The organism is Desulfocicer niacini (assembly GCF_054657595.1).
In genome coordinates this window covers 14,049-32,247 of sequence record NZ_BAAHYK010000032.1, presented here as the reverse complement: position 1 = coordinate 32,247, position 18,199 = coordinate 14,049, and the positions used below count along the sequence as shown (strand labels likewise).

The following is an 18,199-nucleotide window of genomic DNA, read 5'->3' as shown; positions in this document are numbered from 1 at the left end:
CCTGCTCAAAGGTCTTTTTTTGAATTTCGTTTCGGTTAACCGGAGGGTATCCATTTCCATCAAGCAGGATCTGAGAATCTCCTGTTCGCTGCGGCCCTTTGTGTCGGCTGCAAGCGCCTGGTATTTGATCATTAAGCGTCATAGTTGATAAGTTGCCCCTGCTCTGAGCACCGATGTCTCTGAATAGAGTTCATTTTTAAATCTCTCTATTGCATAATCGCATGTATCATGTGCTGAAAGAAATACATGCTTTGGGTGTATAGCATTTATATTGTCTATGGTGCGCTTCAAATCATCGTCTGTGATTCGTTTCCAAGGCGGTTTTCCCGTGCCCCAGATCATTTGTATCTTAAGGCCTGGTTTATGAAGGGGGCTATCAGTTACAGGGAAGTGCAGGCCGCCGCCAATGGCGTATATTGGCTCGTCAGACAGCTGCTTGGCCATCTGAAGAATAACTTCAATGGTTGGATGGCCGCATCCCGTAAATACAACTAGCCCTTTGTTTCTTAGACGGGCAACAATAGCCTGCTCTTCAGTCCACCCCATTAGAAAAAGGCTCCTTGCCAAAGGACCCGTTGAGCCAATCCCTGCCGCTATCATCTGTGGCCCTTCAACGACTTCAACTTGTCCTCCCCCTGTATTGGCTTCGGCAGGTAAAAAACAAGTGAGTCTTTGGGTTCCTCCAATCTCTTGTGGAACAGTTACAGTTTTGTCCCGTACCGCCTTGAATCCACCCATGTGGTCTGGATGGAGATGTGAAATCGCGATGGCATCCACTTGGTCCATTTTGAAATTCATTTTTTTTGCGTTATGCGCCAAAGCGGGGTTTTCCGGGCCATACCCTACATCGAAAAGCAAAGATCCAAGATCGGTCTTTATCAGATAGGACACCCCGGGAGCACTAAGAAAGTCTTTATCCGCTTTTTGTTCTACAAGAACAGTTAGTTCAAACTTATCAAGCTGAGGGAGTTCTAAAGGTTTGGCATGTTCGATTCGTTTTTTATTAATTCTTAGTGATTTCGTGATGCCATGTTTGTATCGGCTATTTTTGGCTAACAGCCAGGGAAAAAGAACAGGGGAAGACAAACCAATTATAGGCCACCAGGCCGGAGAAATGCGATAGGACATTTTTATACTCCTTAATGCTTTACGCTGCGATTTTCTAATCTCGGACCACCATATGATAGGATTTTTTAAAATCTATTTTTTTAAATCGGTCTGCTCCAGCGCTGGGTTCTGTTTGTGTCTCTGAAGGAAACGATGATATCATTTGTCTGATAGTGTCCATGGCTTTGTAAAGTATGTTTCTCGAACTTCAGATGCCTTTGAAGCCGCCCAATTTTCTAATCCCATTTTATTTATTAAGCACAAATTAAAAATCTTCATATTATGAGGCAGCTCGGTGGCTCTGTCAGCATAAGGATGTAGGTTGTCACATGGAAATTCCTCACAATCACCACAAAAATCTATGCCTTTACTTTGAGCACATTCATATGCAGCACAACTATGCGATTCGCCAAAAATGTGTTTTTGTAATGGTATTTTGCCATCGTGATTTCGGCATCCATTGCACAACATTATCTCAACAGGCACATTATATTTTTCGGACATTTTTTCAACAGAGACCTTTGCTTCATTGTTTTTCAGGGCCAAATAAAAATGGCAGTTGAAGCAGTCCAAACCACAGGGGGCTGTCATTTGAAAGAAATCCATAGTTCATTCTCCTTTTATTTTTTGATTAATTTGAATAATTATAATTCAACTTCGACAATGAAACATCACCCGTTTGGGGGGTATTGGTTAAAATTAAAGAACCATAATCGCGGTGTTGACCGGCACCGTGGGCCTCACAATAAAACGCAGTTTTCTTGGTCGAAAAGTCTCCCATGCCTGGCCCTGGACTGTCCAGCTGATCTTTTCCCTGAATTTCCCGGGCCATGAAGGTACTTAAAGAAGCGGGGAAAATTCTTCTTGAATGCAGGCGATTGATCCTGTCTTCCCTGGACATCGCCTGAGTTTTATAAGTATCGCTCCTGACAGTATTTGCTCTACTTGCTGCTCAGCGCTCCGACGGCTGCCGTGCAGATCGCCACAGCGGATTGTGCATTGTTTGCTGAAAATTCCTGGCCATCTTTGATAAAGACTGCTCGCCATTGGGTTTGGTTCAGGCTTTTGGGACAAAGGTCTTTCAGTTGAAAGGTTTCTCTTTTAAAGCTTCAATGCTGAAAGCACGTGAATCCCCCAGTACATTCATTTCAATAATTTTCGGGTAATACCTTTTGAAAGCAGCAAGGATCTCCTCAAAGGGCAGGTCGGCAAAAATGCCTCGATCGTTCACATACTCCATGTGACGATTTCCCGCATTGTCGAACTCGTGGAATATGGAATCATGGATGCCGTCAAACTCCAGGGGTTTTACATTAAAATGACTGCACAAGGACCCATTAAACGCTGGGGTCGCCTTGACCCATTGTCCCTCCAGATAAAATTCAACATACCCGTGGTATACAAATAGGTTGGTTTCCATAAGAGACTTCAATCGCTCAGTTACCAGATGGTTCTGGACATCGGCAAATCCAAGGCGGGCAGGAATGGCCTGTGCCCTGGCAACCGCTGCAAGAAGCACTGCTTTAGCAACACAATAGCCAGCTTTTTTTTCCAGAACAGAACTTGCCCGGATAAAGTTTCGATTATTTTCAAAACTGTAGGGGTCATAGCGGATATCGTCCCGGACCCCATAGTAGAGTGCGATGGCTCGGTCCCGTTCAGAGCTTATACCCCTGCAGAGATTTCGGGCATACGCCTGGATTCGTGGTGAATCGCTGTCAATAAAAAACGTAGGTTTTAGATAGATGTCAAGATTCGATTGCTGTTTCATTCTGTCCTTTCCAATAGAGTACGGCATGTTTGTTATATTTGTTTAATGAAATTTGGCCTGCTTGTTGTACCAGCCGAGCATGCTCAGCATAATAACGGTAAGCCCGTTTTCGAATTACCTTTACATTCAGAGCGAAACCATGATCACAAAGCACCTGACGGACTTCATCAAAAGAGCTCAGCAGCGTGGACCAAGGACTCACCATAGAAGCCAAAGCCGGTGTGCATCGATCATGAATTTCAAGAAGCCTTAAACCGGCATATACGACTTTATATTTTTTCCTATTGCGGCGATCACAGGTCTGTCGATAGTAAAGGACTATAACCTGTATAACTCAATTTTCGGTGATCCAAAAAAGAACTCATTTTGAATTTAAGGCTTTGATATATCAATAAATATTCACGGTTTTCTCTTTGTTTGGTATGTTTTGTTTACCGCTAAACAAACAAAAAACAAAGGAAATTCGTTAAAATGAATACTACTCTGATCAGTGAACAAAATCAAACCTCAAATTTCGATAAAATGGGTATTATTTATGAGCATTTGTCAAGATTAACAGTTGGCACACTTTTGAATAGATCAGGAATAACCAAAACAAAGGGAGCCACCCCGTTAGCTATTTTCTCGGCATTGTTCAAACTGTCTTTTTCAAGAGCAAATTTATTTCAAGGTATTGTGAAAAACAAAGAAATCCAGGTTGATAAAGGGGCAGTGTACAATTTTTTAAATTCATCCACTTATAATCTGGAGGCGTTTTACACTTCTTCTTTTCCGTAAAATTTATTTTGCGATCAAAAAACTTCTCAACGACTCCACTGAGGAAGTTCTCATTTTTGATGATTCTACCCATAGCAGGAACCGTTTAAAAAAGTAGAACTTCTATCCCGAGTATCTGACCATACGCATAAAAAATATATAATAGGATTTAGGATACTTACCTTGGGTTGGTCTGATGGAAACAGTTTTCTTGGAATTGATTTTATCCTTTTATCCTCAGCCGACAAAAAAACAAATTTGTGATTACCAACGACGTCGGGAGGCCATCACCAAAAGCACGGCACATCTTATCCCTATGGTCAAAAGAGCTCTTGATATAGGGGTTCGGACCAAATATGTATTAATGGATAGCTGGTTCTCAATGCCATTTGCCATAGCGGATCTTCGTGAACATATCCATGTTATCTGCATGCTGAAAGATCAACCTAAATGGCTTTATGAGTTTAAGAGTAAAAAACTAAGGTTATCTGACCCCTATAAAAAATTGAAGAAGAAACGGGGGCGAGCAAAAATAAAGGCTGAAGTTGTTGTAAGTCTTTCCAATGGAAAATAGGCAAAAATAATTTTTGTCCCATGTGATACAAAACATACTTGAGTTGGTCATGAATAAAGCCCTTGCATATTTTGGCTTGAAGAATAATAGGTGAAAGGAATTATTGGAGGCGTAAAATCACTCCTCCGAAAGTTGAGTGATGAATTCACCATGACCGATGCACTCGAGGCCTGCAGCAGCGAATTGCGATCCGGTGTAAACATTTGTGTACGCCCGGCATGGGCGTGAACTTATGGGGTGCAAGTCCCCTATGTGTGAATCCTGTTAACCAAGTTACAGTTAGCACAAGTATTATCCGAAAACAAGGGCGGAGCCGTGAGGAGCCGTCTAAAGGAAGTTGGCGCGCAAAACCATGAGTCGATGAACAGAAGTCGTGTACAGGCGTATGATGGAAAAATCATTTTTATTTTAACGTTATAGCGCTATGGTTTTTAATGTCAAAGTTTATGAAAGGAACTCATGCTCCGGAAAAATATTGCCTGCAAATCATCTAAAATGTGACCAGCTGTTAATGAAAAGAAAATAATAGACAAATTGTGGGTTCTTTCCTATTGACTTTTAAGGTTTTACAAACTAATTAAATGCATTGATCAGGTGCAAGAATTTGCATAAAAGGGAATCCGGTTAAACTCCGGAACGAGCCCGTCGCTGTAATTGGGGACGAACACTGCATAATGTCACTGTCCATGTTTTGGTCGGGAAGGCGCAGTCAGTAGATTGATCCAAGAGTCAGAAGACCTACCTGGACAACCATAGGGATGCTGTGTACGGCAATGCTGGCTCCTGTTTGATTCTGAGGATAGAAAAAGGGACAGCCTTGAATCGTTTTTTTAAACGATTCAGGGCTTTTTTTGTTTTGGTATCATATGATCAGTAACGACAGAGACAATGTGGCGCATCAGTGATGTAAAGCCCATAGTAAAATCATTATTGTCTCTGCAAAGCTGGGGGAGAAGGCCAAAGACTGATGTTGTATTAAAATAACTAAAAGTTCATCAGCATGGGAAGCGTGTCTGTTGAAATTTATGCTTGGAAGGCGAGCGTAGCGAGTCCTTCCAAGAAATAATTGTCTTGATTACCGGATAGTCCGGTTCAAGAGTGTGTAAAATTATCAAAGGAAATTGAGGAAAAGATGGAACAATTTAGGAACATTAGGTTTGTTTTTGTAATGATGTTGTTTGGAGCAATTTTTTGCTCCGGTGCCATGGCCCAGGATGACGAGGATGTCACCGTTTTAAATACGGTTATTGTGTCTGCTTCGGGAACAAAGAGTGAACTTTTGGACACCAATGCATCCATACATGTGCTTACCTTAAAGGATATTCAAAACAGTGGTCAGAGCAGTACTGCGGAATTGATTTCTTCAATCCCCGGTGTAGTCAGTCAGAAATCAAGTTCCCAAACCTATTTCAGTATCCGTGGTACCAGAACTGGTATGTCTGGAGGACCCCAGATTTATGTGGACGGTCGTCCCATTAATGTCGGCGTATACGGTTATAGTAAAATAGATAGTATACCCATAGACAATATTGAAAAGATTGAGGTTATTAAGTCTCCTCCCACATCCAAGTACGGTGCAAACGCAGCGCGGGGCGTCATCCTGATTACAACTAAAAGTGGTGCCGGTGCGAAAGAAAAGTTTGAGGGAAGTGTCAGTGCAGAATACGGCTCATGGAATACCAAAAAATTGACCGGCACTATATCCGGAGTGTCTGATCAAATAGATTACAGTATTTCGGCATATGCAAATGAATCCGATGGCTACCGTGACAGTGATGAAGAAACCAAAAACGGTGAGGCTCAGATTGGACGACAGTTTGATGCTGGGCGTCTTGATCTTATTGTCGGAATCAACCAGAGTTTTAACAAATACCCCATTGGGTTGGCCCAATGGCAGGTCGATCAGGATAGAACTGAGTCTGCTGCATACACAAAAGAAGACGGTTCTGGATATCTGATGTTGCCCAACGAGTCGGACGAGGAACTTATTAATGCACTGATTAAATATGAGTATGATAAAAATAATTGGCTTATTAATTCATCCGTGGGTTTCAGCCGGGACCAGCAGGATTTCTTTTCTAAAAAGTATTTGAATTATGCTTCCAAACTTGATGATAACTACCGTGATCATCGTATTGAAAAGACATATGATGTCATGGGCAGTGTGGGGCGTACGTTTGATTCGGGCCTTATTTCCAATACCCTCACCTTTGGTCTGGATTACAAATACAGTGATTTCACACAGGAAAGAAGCTATCCCTGGGATACCGCAGGAAACAATGCCTCAACTGAGAGTAAAGCCGATATTGATGCTGAAAAAGAATTATTCGGTATCAATTTTAATCATGAGTTTTCCTATGATCGCTTTAGACTTCAGTCCGGCCTGCGGCATAACAGTATGACCTATGATCTTTCAAACCAGTTGCCGGACTCAGTTAAAATTGAAAATGACAGCGACATCGACTGGAATATATCGCCTTCGTATAGAATTCTTGACAAGGCCAATCTGTTTGTCTCCTGGAATCATTCTCATTTTTATCTGCCTTTGGGATATTACAAGGCCGATATGGAAAATGATCATCCTTACACACTGCCCCAGAATCTGGAACCCGAATTGTATGACACGATTGAAACCGGTTTTAAACATCAATTCAGCAAGGGCTTTAACTACAGTCTTATTTATTACCATACAAAGGTGGATGACAAAGTGGTTTCATATTATGACGGTACCACTTTTGAAGGCTACCGAAATGCCGGTTCAAGTATTCATCAGGGTATTGAGGCCGAAGTTGACGGAAGACCTCTTGACTGGCTGGGTTACCGGATCAGTTTCACCACCATTGACGCAGAGTGGGAAAAAGGAGGAGCCAAAGCTTATGCAACACCTGATGCCAAGTCTCTTACCTTGGCAGATCTTTCCGGTAAAAAAGTTAATTATGTGCCGGAATATGAATACAGCGTCGGAGTGGATTTTTTCCCACTTCGAAATACTTCGTACGGCTCACTGACATTATCCATAGACCTTCGCGGGTTTGGCGAGCAATATGAAGATTATAATAATAACTTGAAAATGCCTGCCGCCGATTTTGTTGATACCAAGATAACCTGGGTTTTTAAAGGTGTTGAATGCTATGTCTCCTGCAGCAACCTGTTTGATAAAGAATGGGAGAGGCTGGTTAATGCACAGGGAAAGGCCCATGACAGGATTTCCACCGGATCTGGATATTATCCCCAGGATGGACGTTATGTTGGTTTTGGCGTTGCTTACCGGTTTTAAGAGGTTTGAAATATGCCTGACCACATAAAAACAGCCATCCTGTTCTGTGTGATTTCGGCAGTTCTTTTGGGTGGGTTCCCGGCAGTTTTTGCTGGCGATTGAAGATGCTTCAATTGGGAGATGACATTGCCCGTTCTTTGGGACTGAATGTTGAAAAACATCGACTTGTCTTTATCTCCCTTGCAGCCCTTTTGGCGGCCAGCGCCGTCAGTGTGGCAGGATTACTGGGTTTTGTGGAGCTGCCGGTGGGCATTATCATGGCCGTGCTGGCTGCGCCTTTTTTTCTTTATTTGCTGCGATCCAATTTCAATAAAGGGTAGAAGGCAAGCCAGACATTCCCTTTCAAGCTTAGTTGTGAGCAGAACAGGATCAGAATAAGGTCTGTCCGTGGCAGTTATATGAAAAAGGTAGCCTTCAAGGTTGCCTCAGCAGAGCCCCCCCGATGGGCAATAGGAACCGGCCAATCGAGCCGTCTATGGTTTCGGGCCGGGCCCATTGCCCGTCGGGGGGGCGGCATGATGCCATTTGGCTCCGCGTCTACGACCCATTATTCGCTGTATCTGCAGGCCGACATGATCGTTTATATGAAAAGGTAGCCTTCAAGTCTACCTCAACAGAGCCCCTCCCCCGACGGGCAATAGGAACCGGACAATTGAGCTGTCTACAGTTCCGGGCCGGGCCCATTGCCCGTCGGAGGGGCGGCATAATGCCATTTGGCTCCGCGTCTACGACCCTATCTTCGTTGTGTCCGCCAGGACATGTGGGTTTATAAGAAAGAGTAGGTAAGTCTAACACTCTTTCATGCTTCGTTGTGGGCAAAACGAGATCAGAATAAGGTCTGCCCATGGCAGTTATATAAAATAAGGGGTGTGTCCATGATCAAGATACAAGATCTCAGTCTCGGTTATAAAACAAAAACGGATGTTATCAATTCTGTTGATCTTAATATTGGTGCCGGTGAATTAGCCGTGATCATTGGTCCCAATGGCTCGGGAAAATCAACACTGTTAAAATCCATTGCCGGAAATTTAAAACCCCGGAAAGGGCGAATTCTTCTCAAGGAGAAATCCCTGGCATCATATTCGGCAAAATCTTTGGCACAAAAAGTAGCGTTTTTACCCCAGTTTCCCACAGTGCCCGATGATTACACGGTTCGGGAGCTGATCAGTTACGGTCGGTTTCCCCATTTAAAATGGACCGGAAAAATGCGTTCAGCAGACTGGGAGATCATTGACTGGGCAATGGAATTGACGCATTTGACGGATTATGCACACCGACCGATGATTGCCCTTTCCGGGGGAGAACGACAGCGGGCCTGGGTGGCTTTGGCCTTGGCCCAGAAACCCCAGGTATTGATTCTGGATGAACCCACCACCTATCTGGACATCAGCTTTCAGTTTGAGGTGCTGGAATTGATTAAATCATTAAATAAACGGCTAAACATCACCACACTGATTGTTCTCCACGACCTGAACCAGGCGGCACGTTTTGCCGATCGAATCGTTGTGCTTGAAGCGGGCCGTATTGTTCAGGAAGGTAAGCCGGATCAGATTATCCGCAATGGAGAGCTTGAACGTATTTTCCAGATCACCGTCGGCATCCGGAAAGACACCTATAATAATTGTCCATACCTGATTCCCCTGAAAAGCAGAAGAGCATTGTTCAATGCCCGGATGGGGGATTCAATCCGTGCATAAAGCACTACGGTGTTGTCAAAAAATATTTCAGCCTGCCTGTCTTTTTATCCGTTTTTGTTATGGAGGTCCTTTATATGTTTCAGTTTACCCTTATCTCTGTATCCGGCGCAGGCCTTAAATTCGTTGATGAGGCCGTCCATCGTCTTAAAAAAGATGCTGGTGCAGGGCTTGTTTTGGAACAGGCACTGAAGGTGTCTTTTTTTTACATTGGAGAGGCCGGCAGTCAGAGGGAAAAAATGACTGCCATGGCCGAGGCGGTGGCAGTTTCTGACTTTCTTTTTTTAGACCTTATGGGTGCCTCTTCCGGGGTGGTGGAATTATTGGAAAAAGAAACCGAAAAATACACCGGGAATCTGGCGGTCATGGGGGCCGGGACTCAGGTTTTAAGGGAACGAGTCCGTCTGGGAGCCTTTTCTTTTGCTAAGATGGCCGGATCCATGGGCAGAAACAAGCAGCCCATGGGAATGAAAAATATGGACCTGAATCGTCTGGAAGCCATGTCCGGCATTGGCGGCAAACTCAGCCGGTTTTCAAGGGGGCTCCACCACTGGTTGATGCTCCAGCGGGCCTGGACCCATGCCGGGACCGAAAATATTTACAATATGGTTTTGCTGATCCTGAGGGAATACGGCGGGTTTAGCACTTTGTCGAAACCTGGAAAGATCACGGATTACGCAGACCATGTGCTGGTTCATCCGGGTACGGGAAAGGGCTATAAAAGCCTTGCCGCCTTTAAAAAGGATCATCCCTTTGATAAATCAAAGCCCTCCCTGGGGCTGCTTTTTTCTTCGGCTAATTATCCCTATTACCATTTTGATATCATGGCGGATATCATGGAGCGCATGTCACAGGATTTTAACTGTATCCCCCTGGGGGTTCATACGGGAGATAAGAAGTTTAAACGCATTGAGGAACACCTGGCCCAGGGCATGACCCTGGACCTGGTTTGGGATTTCCTGCCCTTTAGATTCGGTGCCGGTCCCATGGGGGGCAATGAGGAAATGGGGCCCAGAACCTTTAAACGTTTTGATGTACCTGTACTGCATCCCTTTTTTATGAATCGTCGAAGGATTACGGATTGGGAGAATGATTTGCCTGGCCTAGGTCCGGCTGAAACCATTATCTGCACCATGTTGCCGGAGATGGACGGTGTCACCGATACCATTCCTCTGGGAGGGCTTGCTCCGGCCCCAAGCCTCGGCATGCCGGACATGAGCGCCATATCTCTGATCCATGAACGCTTTGACAGGCTCCGGTCCAAATCCCTGAATATGATCCGGCTTCGTCGGCTGCAGAACAGTGAAAAACGTGTTGCCGTTATCATTTACAATTATCCTCCCGGAGAAGGCAATGTGGGGGGAGGCGCCTTTCTGGACACCTTTAAAAGTGTTGAAAGCATGATTATTCGTCTTAAACAGGAGGGATACACCACCCGGGGGATCACAGCGGAACAGATGGAAGAAATCTTCATGACCCGGGGGCAGTGCAACAGTCCCCGGTGGACTGCAGATCAGGGCCGGGGAATTAAATTTCCCTATGACCGCTGTCCGGAGGTGCTTACCCATAACCGGGAGACGAACCGGGCATGGGGTTCTTTTCCCGGACAGATCATGGCCGATGAAACCGGGTTTGCCATTCCTGGTATTCTGGAAGGGAATGTATTCCTAGGATTGCAGCCATCAAGGGGTACAGATGAAGACCCTGACAAGAATTACCATGATAAATCCCTGCCCCCCCACCACCAGTACGCGGCCTTTTATCATTGGCTCAAACATGAGTTTAAGGCCCATGCCGTGGTCCATGTGGGTACCCACGGTACCCTGGAATTTTTGCCGGGAAAGGAAAACGCCATGTCCGGCAGATGTTGCCCGGACATGCTGATGGGGGATCTGCCCCATTTTTATTTTTATCATGCCGGTAATCCTTCTGAAGCCACCATTGCCAAACGCCGTTCCCATGCCGGTCTTATTTCCTATTCCGGACCTGGGTTCCGCAAATCGGGGGCTTACGGAGAAATGGCAGATCTGGAAGCTTTGATTGAAGAATATGAGTCTGTTGAGCCCGGTGCCGAGGCCCGCAGGGCAGAGATTTACGGGCGTATTGTCAAAGGGGCAGGGGCGCTTTCCCTTTTGCCGGATGATCCCGAGGACGTGGACGCCATTGCCGCAGAACTGGTGCGCATGAAAACCTGTCTTATGCCACTGGGGCTCCACTGCCTTGGCAGCGGATTTAAAAAACAGGAGGTGGTTTCGTTTTTAGGGGCCATTCTGGCTTGGGATACGGCCGATCTGCCTGCTTTGCCCGGTCTGCTTTTTTCAGCCCTGGATCCGGATGTCCCGGGGATTCAACAACAGGAGGCTGCCTGGGACATGGGACTGGACCTCATTGACAGGGTGGTGTTGGACAAAGATTCCCTTCCAATGTTCGTGGCGGACCGGTTGAACCGAGAGGAGCTTGTCTTGGTGAATCGACAGATGGACCGGGGACGGTCCTGTCTGGAACTTATTCGACAGACCGACGAATTGGGAGGGCTGATGCGCTGCCTTGGGGGAGGATTTCTTCCTGCCCGTCTGGGTGGGGATTTGATCCGTGATCCGGATATATTTCCCACGGGCAACAACCTGTTTCAATTTGATGCCAGAAAAGTACCCTCTGCCACGGCCATGGATCGGGGACGACGGGTGGCATTATCCACCCTGTCCTACTTCAAAGCAACGGGAAAGGATTATCCTGAATCCGTATCCGTGGTGTTGTGGGGGCTTGAAACCTCCCGGACCCGGGGGGAAACCATCGGTCAGATTCTGGCCTATTTGGGGGTGGACCTGGTCTCTGTGGAAAATGCATGGGAAAAGAAATTCAGGCTTATCCCTTTATCGGAACTGGACAGGCCCAGGATTGATGTGGTGGTATCCCTGTGCGGTTTTTTCAGGGACATGTTTCCCAATATGATCGATTTCTTAGATGAGGTGTTTGAGGCGGTGTGCCTGGCTGATGAACCGGAAGAACTGAATTTTTGCAAAGCCCATTCCCGGCAGACCCAGGCGGAACTTGAAAAGAATTTGGACAAAAAAGAGGCAAAAGCGCTCTCCATGGGGCGTTTGTTCGGCCCAGCCAGGGGGGAATATGGTACCGGGCTGACCACGGTGGTGGCCCAGGGTTCCTGGAAGGATGAGTCTGAGCTGGCCCGTGGATTTATTTCAGCCCAGAAACATTTATATACCCGGAGCCGCAAAGGTCAGGCCCAGCCGGATCTGTTTCGGGCTGAACTTTCCAGGGTGGACCTGGTTTCCCAAGTTCGCAGTTCAGTGGATTATTCCATTGCCGACCTGGATCACTACTATGAGTATTTCGGAGGGCTTTCTCGATCTGTGGAGGAGGTTCGTGGTAAAAAACCTGTGATGCTTTACACCGATTCCTCATCTTCCACCATGTACACGGATGAAGCCCAAAAAGCCGTGAACATCAGCGTACGGACCCGGCTGCTCAACCCGGATTACATTAACGCGCTTTTAGATCATCAGGTTCACGGGGCCCAGCACCTGGCCGATCGGGTTAAGAATCTCATCGGCCTGTCCGCCACCACAGGAAGGGTTGATTCCTGGATTTTTTCTGCGGTTAAACAGACTTTTCTGGATGACCGTGCCATGGCCCAGAAATTGAAAGAGAATAATGCCTTTGCTCTGCTGGATATGGCGGCCTCGCTTCTGGAGGCCCGACAGCGGGGCTATTGGGATGCCACAGACGATGAGATCCGGGATCTTGAAATGCAGTACCTGGACATGGAAGGGGAGGTTGAAGAAAAAATAGAAACCATGGGATAACGGTCAGGTTGAAGATTGGAGGGAGGCGGGTAATTGGCATGCCGGGCCGTTCCAGACAATGGTTCCCTTTTCAAGAATGGCGGCACGGTGACACACTGCCCGTACCAGGTCCATATCGTGGGAAATGATGATAAGGCTGGTTTTATGGGTTATGGCGGCGGTGCACATAAGATTCATTATCCGGGCTTGGGTGGTGACATCCAGGCTGGCTGTGGCCTCGTCCGCAATGACAAGGTCCGGGGCCAGGGCCATGGTACGGGCCACCATCACCCGCTGGCGTTCTCCGCCGGAGAGTTCGTACGGGTAACGGTCCAGGTGACCGGCATCCAGTCCCACTCCCTCCAGGATCATGGTAATTTTTTTTCGGGTGATCCGGGCATGGGCTTTTCGTCCTTTCACCAGAAAAATTTCCCCCACTACGTTTTCCACGGAGTCATGGGGATTCAAAGCGGTATCGCAGTTTTGGGAGATCATCTGTACCTGTGATCGATATGCCCTTTTTTCTTTTCCCCGAAGGGTGAAAATATCCTTTCCTTTCCACAATATATGTCCCCTGTCTGGTTTTTCCCTGCCCATGATTATCCTGGCCATGGTGGATTTTCCTTCACCACTTCGCCCCACAAGTCCCAAAATTTCTCCGGGGGGCACCTTTAAGTTTATCCCACAAAGTACCGGTACGGGATCGGGGGCCAATAGCCCGGTTCGAAAGGTTTTACTCAGGTTCTCAATTTCAAGCATGGCTGCACCACACCTTGTGATTCGGCAGAACTTCCGTGGGGAAATTGGGTCTTCCTTCACATTTTGGGGCCGCTTCGCACCAGGGGGAAAAGGCGCAGCTTCCTCCGGCTGGTATTCTGTCCCAGTCCGGCAAAGCCATGGGGTGCATTCCATTTTCAGGCAGGGCCCGGACCAGGGCCCGGGTATAGGGATGGAGGGGGTGATCCAGGAGGCTGTCGGTTGGTCCGGTTTCCACGATTCTGCCCCGGTGGAGTACGGCCAGATGTCGGCAGAGTTTTCGGGCCGCCGTAAGGTCGTGGGTGACCATGACCTGGGCCAAATTTTCCTTTAAGGAGATTTGCTTTAGAAAAGAGATGACACGCTCTTTAAGGTCTGGATCCAGACTTTTCGTGGGTTCATCGCAGATCACCAGATCCGGGGTGCCGGCAAAGGCAAGACAGAGAAGCACCCGTTGATTCATTCCTCCGGACAATTGAAAGGGGTAACGGTCCAGAAGCTTGGGGGGATCGGGCAGATCGAACCACTCTAAAAGCTCCAGAGCCCGTTGACGGATTGGGGCTCGCCTGACGGAAGGCATTGCAATATTGAGGGTTTCTGTGAGATGGTCGCCAATGGTGATCAATGGATTAAGGCTGTCTGTGCCCTGGGGTACCAGGGCGATTTTTCTGGTGTAAATTTTTTTAAAAGCTTTGGGGGACAGGGCCGTTAGACTGTAGCCCTTAAAATTTGCCAGGCCCTGGCATCGGACGTTTGGGGGCAGCCTGCCCATGAGTACGGAGCAGATGGTGGTTTTTCCAGCCCCGCTTTCTCCAATGATGCCGAAAATTTCCTTTTCTTCAACGGAGAAATTCAGATCCCTCAGGGCGTGAACGGTTCCGTTGGGGCCGGGATATGCCACTGACAGTCCATTAATATCCAATATCGGTTTCATGAAATGTTTGCCTTTTGGAACATCCTGTCTTTTCGGCTTTTTATTTGATCCCCCACACTGTTGAAAGCCAGGACGGTAAAAGAAATCAAAAGCCCTGGAAAAAATGCCATATGGGGGGCGGTTCTGAAATAATCGGCACCGGCACCCAGCATGGCACCCCAGTCCGGTACCGGTTCCACGATTCCCAGCCCCAGAAAACTCAGGGAAGAGACCATGAGAATATTCATGCCCATACCCATGGTGGTCATGGCTGCCACGGGGGGCAGTATACCTGGCAGGATATGGGCCTTGAGGATGTACCAGCCGGGGAGACCGGCCATGCGGGCTGTTTCCACATGGTCTGCCTGGACCACATCAAGGACCAGCCCTCGGATCATTCGGGCGTACCTGGTCCACAGGGTCAAAGAAAAGACCAGGATGAGGTTGAAGGGACCCGGCCCGAGATGCTGGGAGAGCACCATGGCAAAGACAATGGATGGCAGGGCCATGAATACATCGGTGATCCGCATGATGATTCCGTCCACCAGCCCCCGGGCCATGCCGGCCAGGGCTCCGAGCATTCCACCCAACAGGAGGGAAACGGCCATGATGGCCGTGCCCATGCCCAGGGAGACCCTGGCCCCGTAAATCATGCGGCTTAAAAGGCATCGTCCCAGGTGGTCGGTGCCGAACCAAAACCTGGTCGAAGGCGGCAAAAGACGACATGAAATATCAATGGCATAGGGATCATGGGGAGCAATGACAGGGGCGGCCAGGGCAATTAGGGTCAAAGCCGTCAGGTAGGCCGGGGCAAGGCTGCGGGTCATATTTTTTCTCCGGGAAGGGGGATTTTCCGATTAAAGATCAGGTATGCAAAATCCATGGCTGTGTTTACCAGAACAATGGTGATCCCGAAAAATAGAACCAGAGCCTGAACCATGGTAAAGTCCCGGCCGAACACTGCCTCTTGAAAGAGTTTGCCCACCCCGGGCCAGGCAAAAATGGATTCAACGATTACCGATCCTTCCATGACCATGAGAAATTGCAAAGAAAGGTATGTAAACACGGGAATGGCAGCATTCCTCAGACCGTGGACATAGAGAACCCTGAAAGAAGACAGGCCCCGGAGTCTTGCGTACCTGATATACTCGGTGTTCAGAACTTCCAGCATGGCCGAACGGACCACCCTCAATGTGAGTCCAAGCTGGCCCAGGACATGTACGGCCACGGGCAGTACCCAGTGGGCCGGACTGCCTGTACCGAAACTGGGCAACCATCTTAGGCGAATACTGAACAGGTATATCAACAGCATGGCCATGTAAAATCCCGGCACTGATACCTTGATGGATGCAAGTATCCGGGTGGCCCGGTCCAGATACCCATCCGGGCAAAGGGCTGATCGGATTCCCAGGGGAATGCCGATGAGGGCGCATATGGCCACCGATGCCGAGGCCAGACCCAGGCTGGCCGGCAGCCGGGTTGCAATCTCCCGGGCCACGGGTACCCCGGTGCGTAAAGAGACCCCAAGATCTCCTGTCATCAGCAGAAAAGCCCAGTCCATGAATTGCTTGTACAATGGCTGGTCCAGGCCGTGTTCCAGTGCCAGAGCCCGGACGGATTCAGGGGAGATAAGCTGGGCGCCGTATCGGTCCAGTGCAATGATCACGGCAGGATCTCCACCGGTGAGATGCATGAGAAAAAATGTCAGCACCATAACGCCTGAGAGCACAATCAAGGCTGTTCCCAGCCGCCGCAGGGCATAGTTTGCCATGGAATCAGTTCATCCGCCACAGATCCTGGGCCGCCCCCACCCATTCTTCCGGGGGAAAGGCAAACTGCACCAGGTCTATGCGGAATACGGCGTTTTTGGATTCGTTGATCCCCATCAGGATCATACCGGTGTCAAGGATTCTGTCTTGGATTTCCCAGGTCAGGTTTAAAAATTGCCCTTTGTTTGGACATTGCCTTGCCCTTTCCAGCAGGCGGTCCAGATCCGGATCATTGAGGTGGGCCGACAACCAGGATCCGGAGTGAAATGCCCCGTAAAGATCCAGAAAAAAGGAGGGAATATTGGGATGGGAAATCACATCGTAATCTCCCTGGCGGATTATCTCAAACACCGATCCTCCCTCCCTGGGGCTCACCCTGGCGTCAATGCCCACGGCCTTGAGGCGTTGGCACACCATCACGGCAAGTCCCTGGTTTTTTGTGGCGATCAGATTGAGGGAAAAAGGCTTTCCTCCAAATTCCCGGATGCCGTCCTTGTCTGTGTCTTTTATTCCTTCCTTGTCCAGAATGGCTTTGGCCTGTTCCGGATCAAAGGGGGCAAGGGCAAGTCCCGGTCGGGTATAAGGGGTGTCCGGTCCCAGGGGGCCGGTACACACCCGGGCCGTATCTCCTAAAAACGCCTGAATTTCGTCGGTGTCCAGGGCCAGTTGCATCGCTTTTCTGACCCCGGGCCGGTCAAAGGGGGGACGGTGAAGATTCACCACCAAAAGTCTGGCTCCCCAGTTGGACCCTGTGGCAAAGGCCATGTTCGGGTTTTTTTTCAGGCTGTCCAGGTTTTCCCGTCCCAGGGCACTGTTGGGGGTGAGGCCGGTGATATGGATTTCTCCTGTTTCCAGGGCCAGGGATCTTGCATTGGTATCCGGGATTACCTCCCAGACAATGCGTTTAAATCCCGGTTTGCCCTGCCAATAGTCTGAGTTGGCATTCACGGCAAAGGTTCGGGCCCGTTTGTAGGATGCCTGGTCCCAGATATAGGGGCCTGTACCGGTGGGCCTGGTCACCACCCAGGATATTCCTTTTCCCATGTCCATTGCTTTTTTCATGGCCGGGGGCATACCGCCTTTAACCGCTGTCATGTTTTCCTTAGCCATGACAGTCTTTTTCATGGGATTGGCGGCCATGTCCATTTTTTGAGATGCTGTGTTTTTGGGCATCTTGGCTTCAATGGCCAAAGGAGAGACCATCCCGTGGCTGCTGGCGGCCAGGTGTATGAGAAAAAGGGGAGAAGGACGGTTTAAATCAAAGGCTACTTGATATTTTCCCTCAACCCGGACTTCCTTGATAAGCCTGCCCAGAACCTGCCATCCGGTCCGGCCGATTTTATTAAAATTATCGGCCACTGCCTGGGCATCAAAGGGGGTGCCGTCGTGGAAGGAAATTTTCTCCCGGAGATCAAAAATATAAGTACGTCCGTCATTTGATACCTGCCAGGATTTTGCCAGGCAGGGCACCGGTTCGGTTTCGGTGTCCAGGTTGACCAGGGTTTCATATATGAGACAAGCTGGCTCCCACATGCCGAAGGGCTGGAAATTGCCCGGCTGGGTGGCGTCCCTTCCCGTGCCGATGATCAGGGTGGATATTTTTTCTGGTGGTCCGGGCTGTTCAGATGAACATCCCCATAGCCAGATGAATGCCAGGGCCAGGCAGACCCAGCGGAGAAAGGTTTTCATGAGATCTCCTCAGACGATTGGCGGATAAAAACATACCAGGATGCACAGGCTTTGTTTAAAGGCGGTTTTTCCCATGCATGGTGGGTAAAA

At 48.4% G+C, this 18,199-nt stretch carries 12 protein-coding genes, 1 pseudogene and 1 riboswitch; of the genes and pseudogenes, 5 read left to right on the top strand and 8 right to left on the bottom strand.

The genetic code is table 11. The features are described 5' to 3' along the window. Nucleotides 1-138 precede the first annotated feature (138 nt). The 3 genes from ACYQ2M_RS16810 to ACYQ2M_RS16800 form a co-directional block, all read right to left on the bottom strand. Nucleotides 139-1,128, bottom strand: a complete 990-nt coding sequence (locus ACYQ2M_RS16810; protein ID WP_459917526.1) for an MBL fold metallo-hydrolase — start codon at nt 1,126-1,128, stop codon at nt 139-141. A gap of 138 nt (nt 1,129-1,266) precedes the next feature. After that, on the bottom strand, nt 1,267-1,713 hold the full coding sequence (locus ACYQ2M_RS16805) for a DUF3795 domain-containing protein (protein WP_459917525.1): 447 nt from the start codon (nt 1,711-1,713) through the stop codon (nt 1,267-1,269). Nucleotides 1,714-2,188: 475 nt separating this feature from the next. Then, nucleotides 2,189-2,878 (bottom strand): transglutaminase-like domain-containing protein, encoded by a 690-nt coding sequence (locus tag ACYQ2M_RS16800; RefSeq protein ID WP_459917524.1) that lies wholly within the window; start codon nt 2,876-2,878, stop codon nt 2,189-2,191. A 471-nt stretch (nt 2,879-3,349) separates the two neighbouring features. Between ACYQ2M_RS16800 and ACYQ2M_RS16795 the strand changes: the two are divergent. The 5 genes and pseudogenes from ACYQ2M_RS16795 to ACYQ2M_RS16775 all read left to right on the top strand — a co-directional run. Next, nucleotides 3,350-4,205 (top strand): annotated as a pseudogene (locus tag ACYQ2M_RS16795) (IS4 family transposase); the annotation flags it as partial. A 578-nt stretch (nt 4,206-4,783) separates the two neighbouring features. Next, nucleotides 4,784-4,968: riboswitch (cobalamin riboswitch) on the top strand. Nucleotides 4,969-5,340: 372 nt separating this feature from the next. Then, a complete protein-coding gene (locus ACYQ2M_RS16790) occupies nt 5,341-7,485 on the top strand; it encodes a TonB-dependent receptor (protein ID WP_459917523.1) in 2,145 nt (714 codons plus the stop codon). A gap of 98 nt (nt 7,486-7,583) precedes the next feature. Beyond that, nucleotides 7,584-7,805: an iron chelate uptake ABC transporter family permease subunit gene (locus ACYQ2M_RS16785; RefSeq protein ID WP_459917522.1), complete on the top strand. Its 222-nt coding sequence runs from the start codon at nt 7,584-7,586 to the stop codon at nt 7,803-7,805. A 555-nt stretch (nt 7,806-8,360) separates the two neighbouring features. Then, the gene (locus ACYQ2M_RS16780) at nt 8,361-9,182 is read left to right on the top strand and encodes an ABC transporter ATP-binding protein (protein WP_459917521.1); all 822 of its coding nucleotides are present in this window, start codon (nt 8,361-8,363) and stop codon (nt 9,180-9,182) included. A 74-nt stretch (nt 9,183-9,256) separates the two neighbouring features. Beyond that, nucleotides 9,257-13,003: a cobaltochelatase subunit CobN gene (locus tag ACYQ2M_RS16775; protein ID WP_459917520.1), complete on the top strand. Its 3,747-nt coding sequence runs from the start codon at nt 9,257-9,259 to the stop codon at nt 13,001-13,003. Nucleotides 13,004-13,006: 3 nt separating this feature from the next. Here the strand turns inward: ACYQ2M_RS16775 and ACYQ2M_RS16770 are convergent, their stop codons facing one another. From ACYQ2M_RS16770 to ACYQ2M_RS16750, 5 genes are read right to left on the bottom strand one after another with little or no spacing between them, the layout of a single operon-like run. Then, nucleotides 13,007-13,741, bottom strand: a complete 735-nt coding sequence (locus ACYQ2M_RS16770; RefSeq protein ID WP_459917519.1) for an ABC transporter ATP-binding protein — start codon at nt 13,739-13,741, stop codon at nt 13,007-13,009. Then, entirely contained in the window at nt 13,734-14,672 is a 939-nt protein-coding gene (locus tag ACYQ2M_RS16765; protein WP_459917518.1) for an ABC transporter ATP-binding protein, read from the bottom strand. The genes ACYQ2M_RS16770 and ACYQ2M_RS16765 overlap by 8 nt, the downstream gene beginning before the upstream one ends. Further along, nucleotides 14,669-15,478 (bottom strand): ABC transporter permease, encoded by an 810-nt coding sequence (locus tag ACYQ2M_RS16760; RefSeq protein ID WP_459917517.1) that lies wholly within the window; start codon nt 15,476-15,478, stop codon nt 14,669-14,671. The genes ACYQ2M_RS16765 and ACYQ2M_RS16760 overlap by 4 nt, the downstream gene beginning before the upstream one ends. Further along, on the bottom strand, nt 15,475-16,422 hold the full coding sequence (locus ACYQ2M_RS16755) for an ABC transporter permease (RefSeq protein WP_459917516.1): 948 nt from the start codon (nt 16,420-16,422) through the stop codon (nt 15,475-15,477). Before ACYQ2M_RS16755 ends, ACYQ2M_RS16760 begins: the two co-directional genes overlap by 4 nt. Before the next feature lie 4 nt (nt 16,423-16,426). Beyond that, nucleotides 16,427-18,109 carry an ABC transporter substrate-binding protein gene (locus tag ACYQ2M_RS16750; RefSeq protein WP_459917515.1) on the bottom strand — a complete coding sequence of 561 codons (1,683 nt, stop codon included), beginning with the start codon at nt 18,107-18,109 and terminating at the stop codon, nt 16,427-16,429. Nucleotides 18,110-18,199: the final 90 nt, after the last annotated feature.

Coding starts and splice junctions, on each gene's coding strand:
- ACYQ2M_RS16810 (WP_459917526.1), bottom strand. CDS start 1,128: ATGTCCTATCGCATTTCTCCGGCCTGGTGGCCTATAATTGGTTTGTCT.
- ACYQ2M_RS16805 (WP_459917525.1), bottom strand. CDS start 1,713: ATGGATTTCTTTCAAATGACAGCCCCCTGTGGTTTGGACTGCTTCAAC.
- ACYQ2M_RS16800 (WP_459917524.1), bottom strand. CDS start 2,878: ATGAAACAGCAATCGAATCTTGACATCTATCTAAAACCTACGTTTTTT.
- ACYQ2M_RS16790 (WP_459917523.1), top strand. CDS start 5,341: ATGGAACAATTTAGGAACATTAGGTTTGTTTTTGTAATGATGTTGTTT.
- ACYQ2M_RS16780 (WP_459917521.1), top strand. CDS start 8,361: ATGATCAAGATACAAGATCTCAGTCTCGGTTATAAAACAAAAACGGAT.
- ACYQ2M_RS16775 (WP_459917520.1), top strand. CDS start 9,257: ATGTTTCAGTTTACCCTTATCTCTGTATCCGGCGCAGGCCTTAAATTC.
- ACYQ2M_RS16770 (WP_459917519.1), bottom strand. CDS start 13,741: ATGCTTGAAATTGAGAACCTGAGTAAAACCTTTCGAACCGGGCTATTG.
- ACYQ2M_RS16765 (WP_459917518.1), bottom strand. CDS start 14,672: ATGAAACCGATATTGGATATTAATGGACTGTCAGTGGCATATCCCGGC.
- ACYQ2M_RS16760 (WP_459917517.1), bottom strand. CDS start 15,478: ATGACCCGCAGCCTTGCCCCGGCCTACCTGACGGCTTTGACCCTAATT.
- ACYQ2M_RS16755 (WP_459917516.1), bottom strand. CDS start 16,422: ATGGCAAACTATGCCCTGCGGCGGCTGGGAACAGCCTTGATTGTGCTC.
- ACYQ2M_RS16750 (WP_459917515.1), bottom strand. CDS start 18,109: ATGAAAACCTTTCTCCGCTGGGTCTGCCTGGCCCTGGCATTCATCTGG.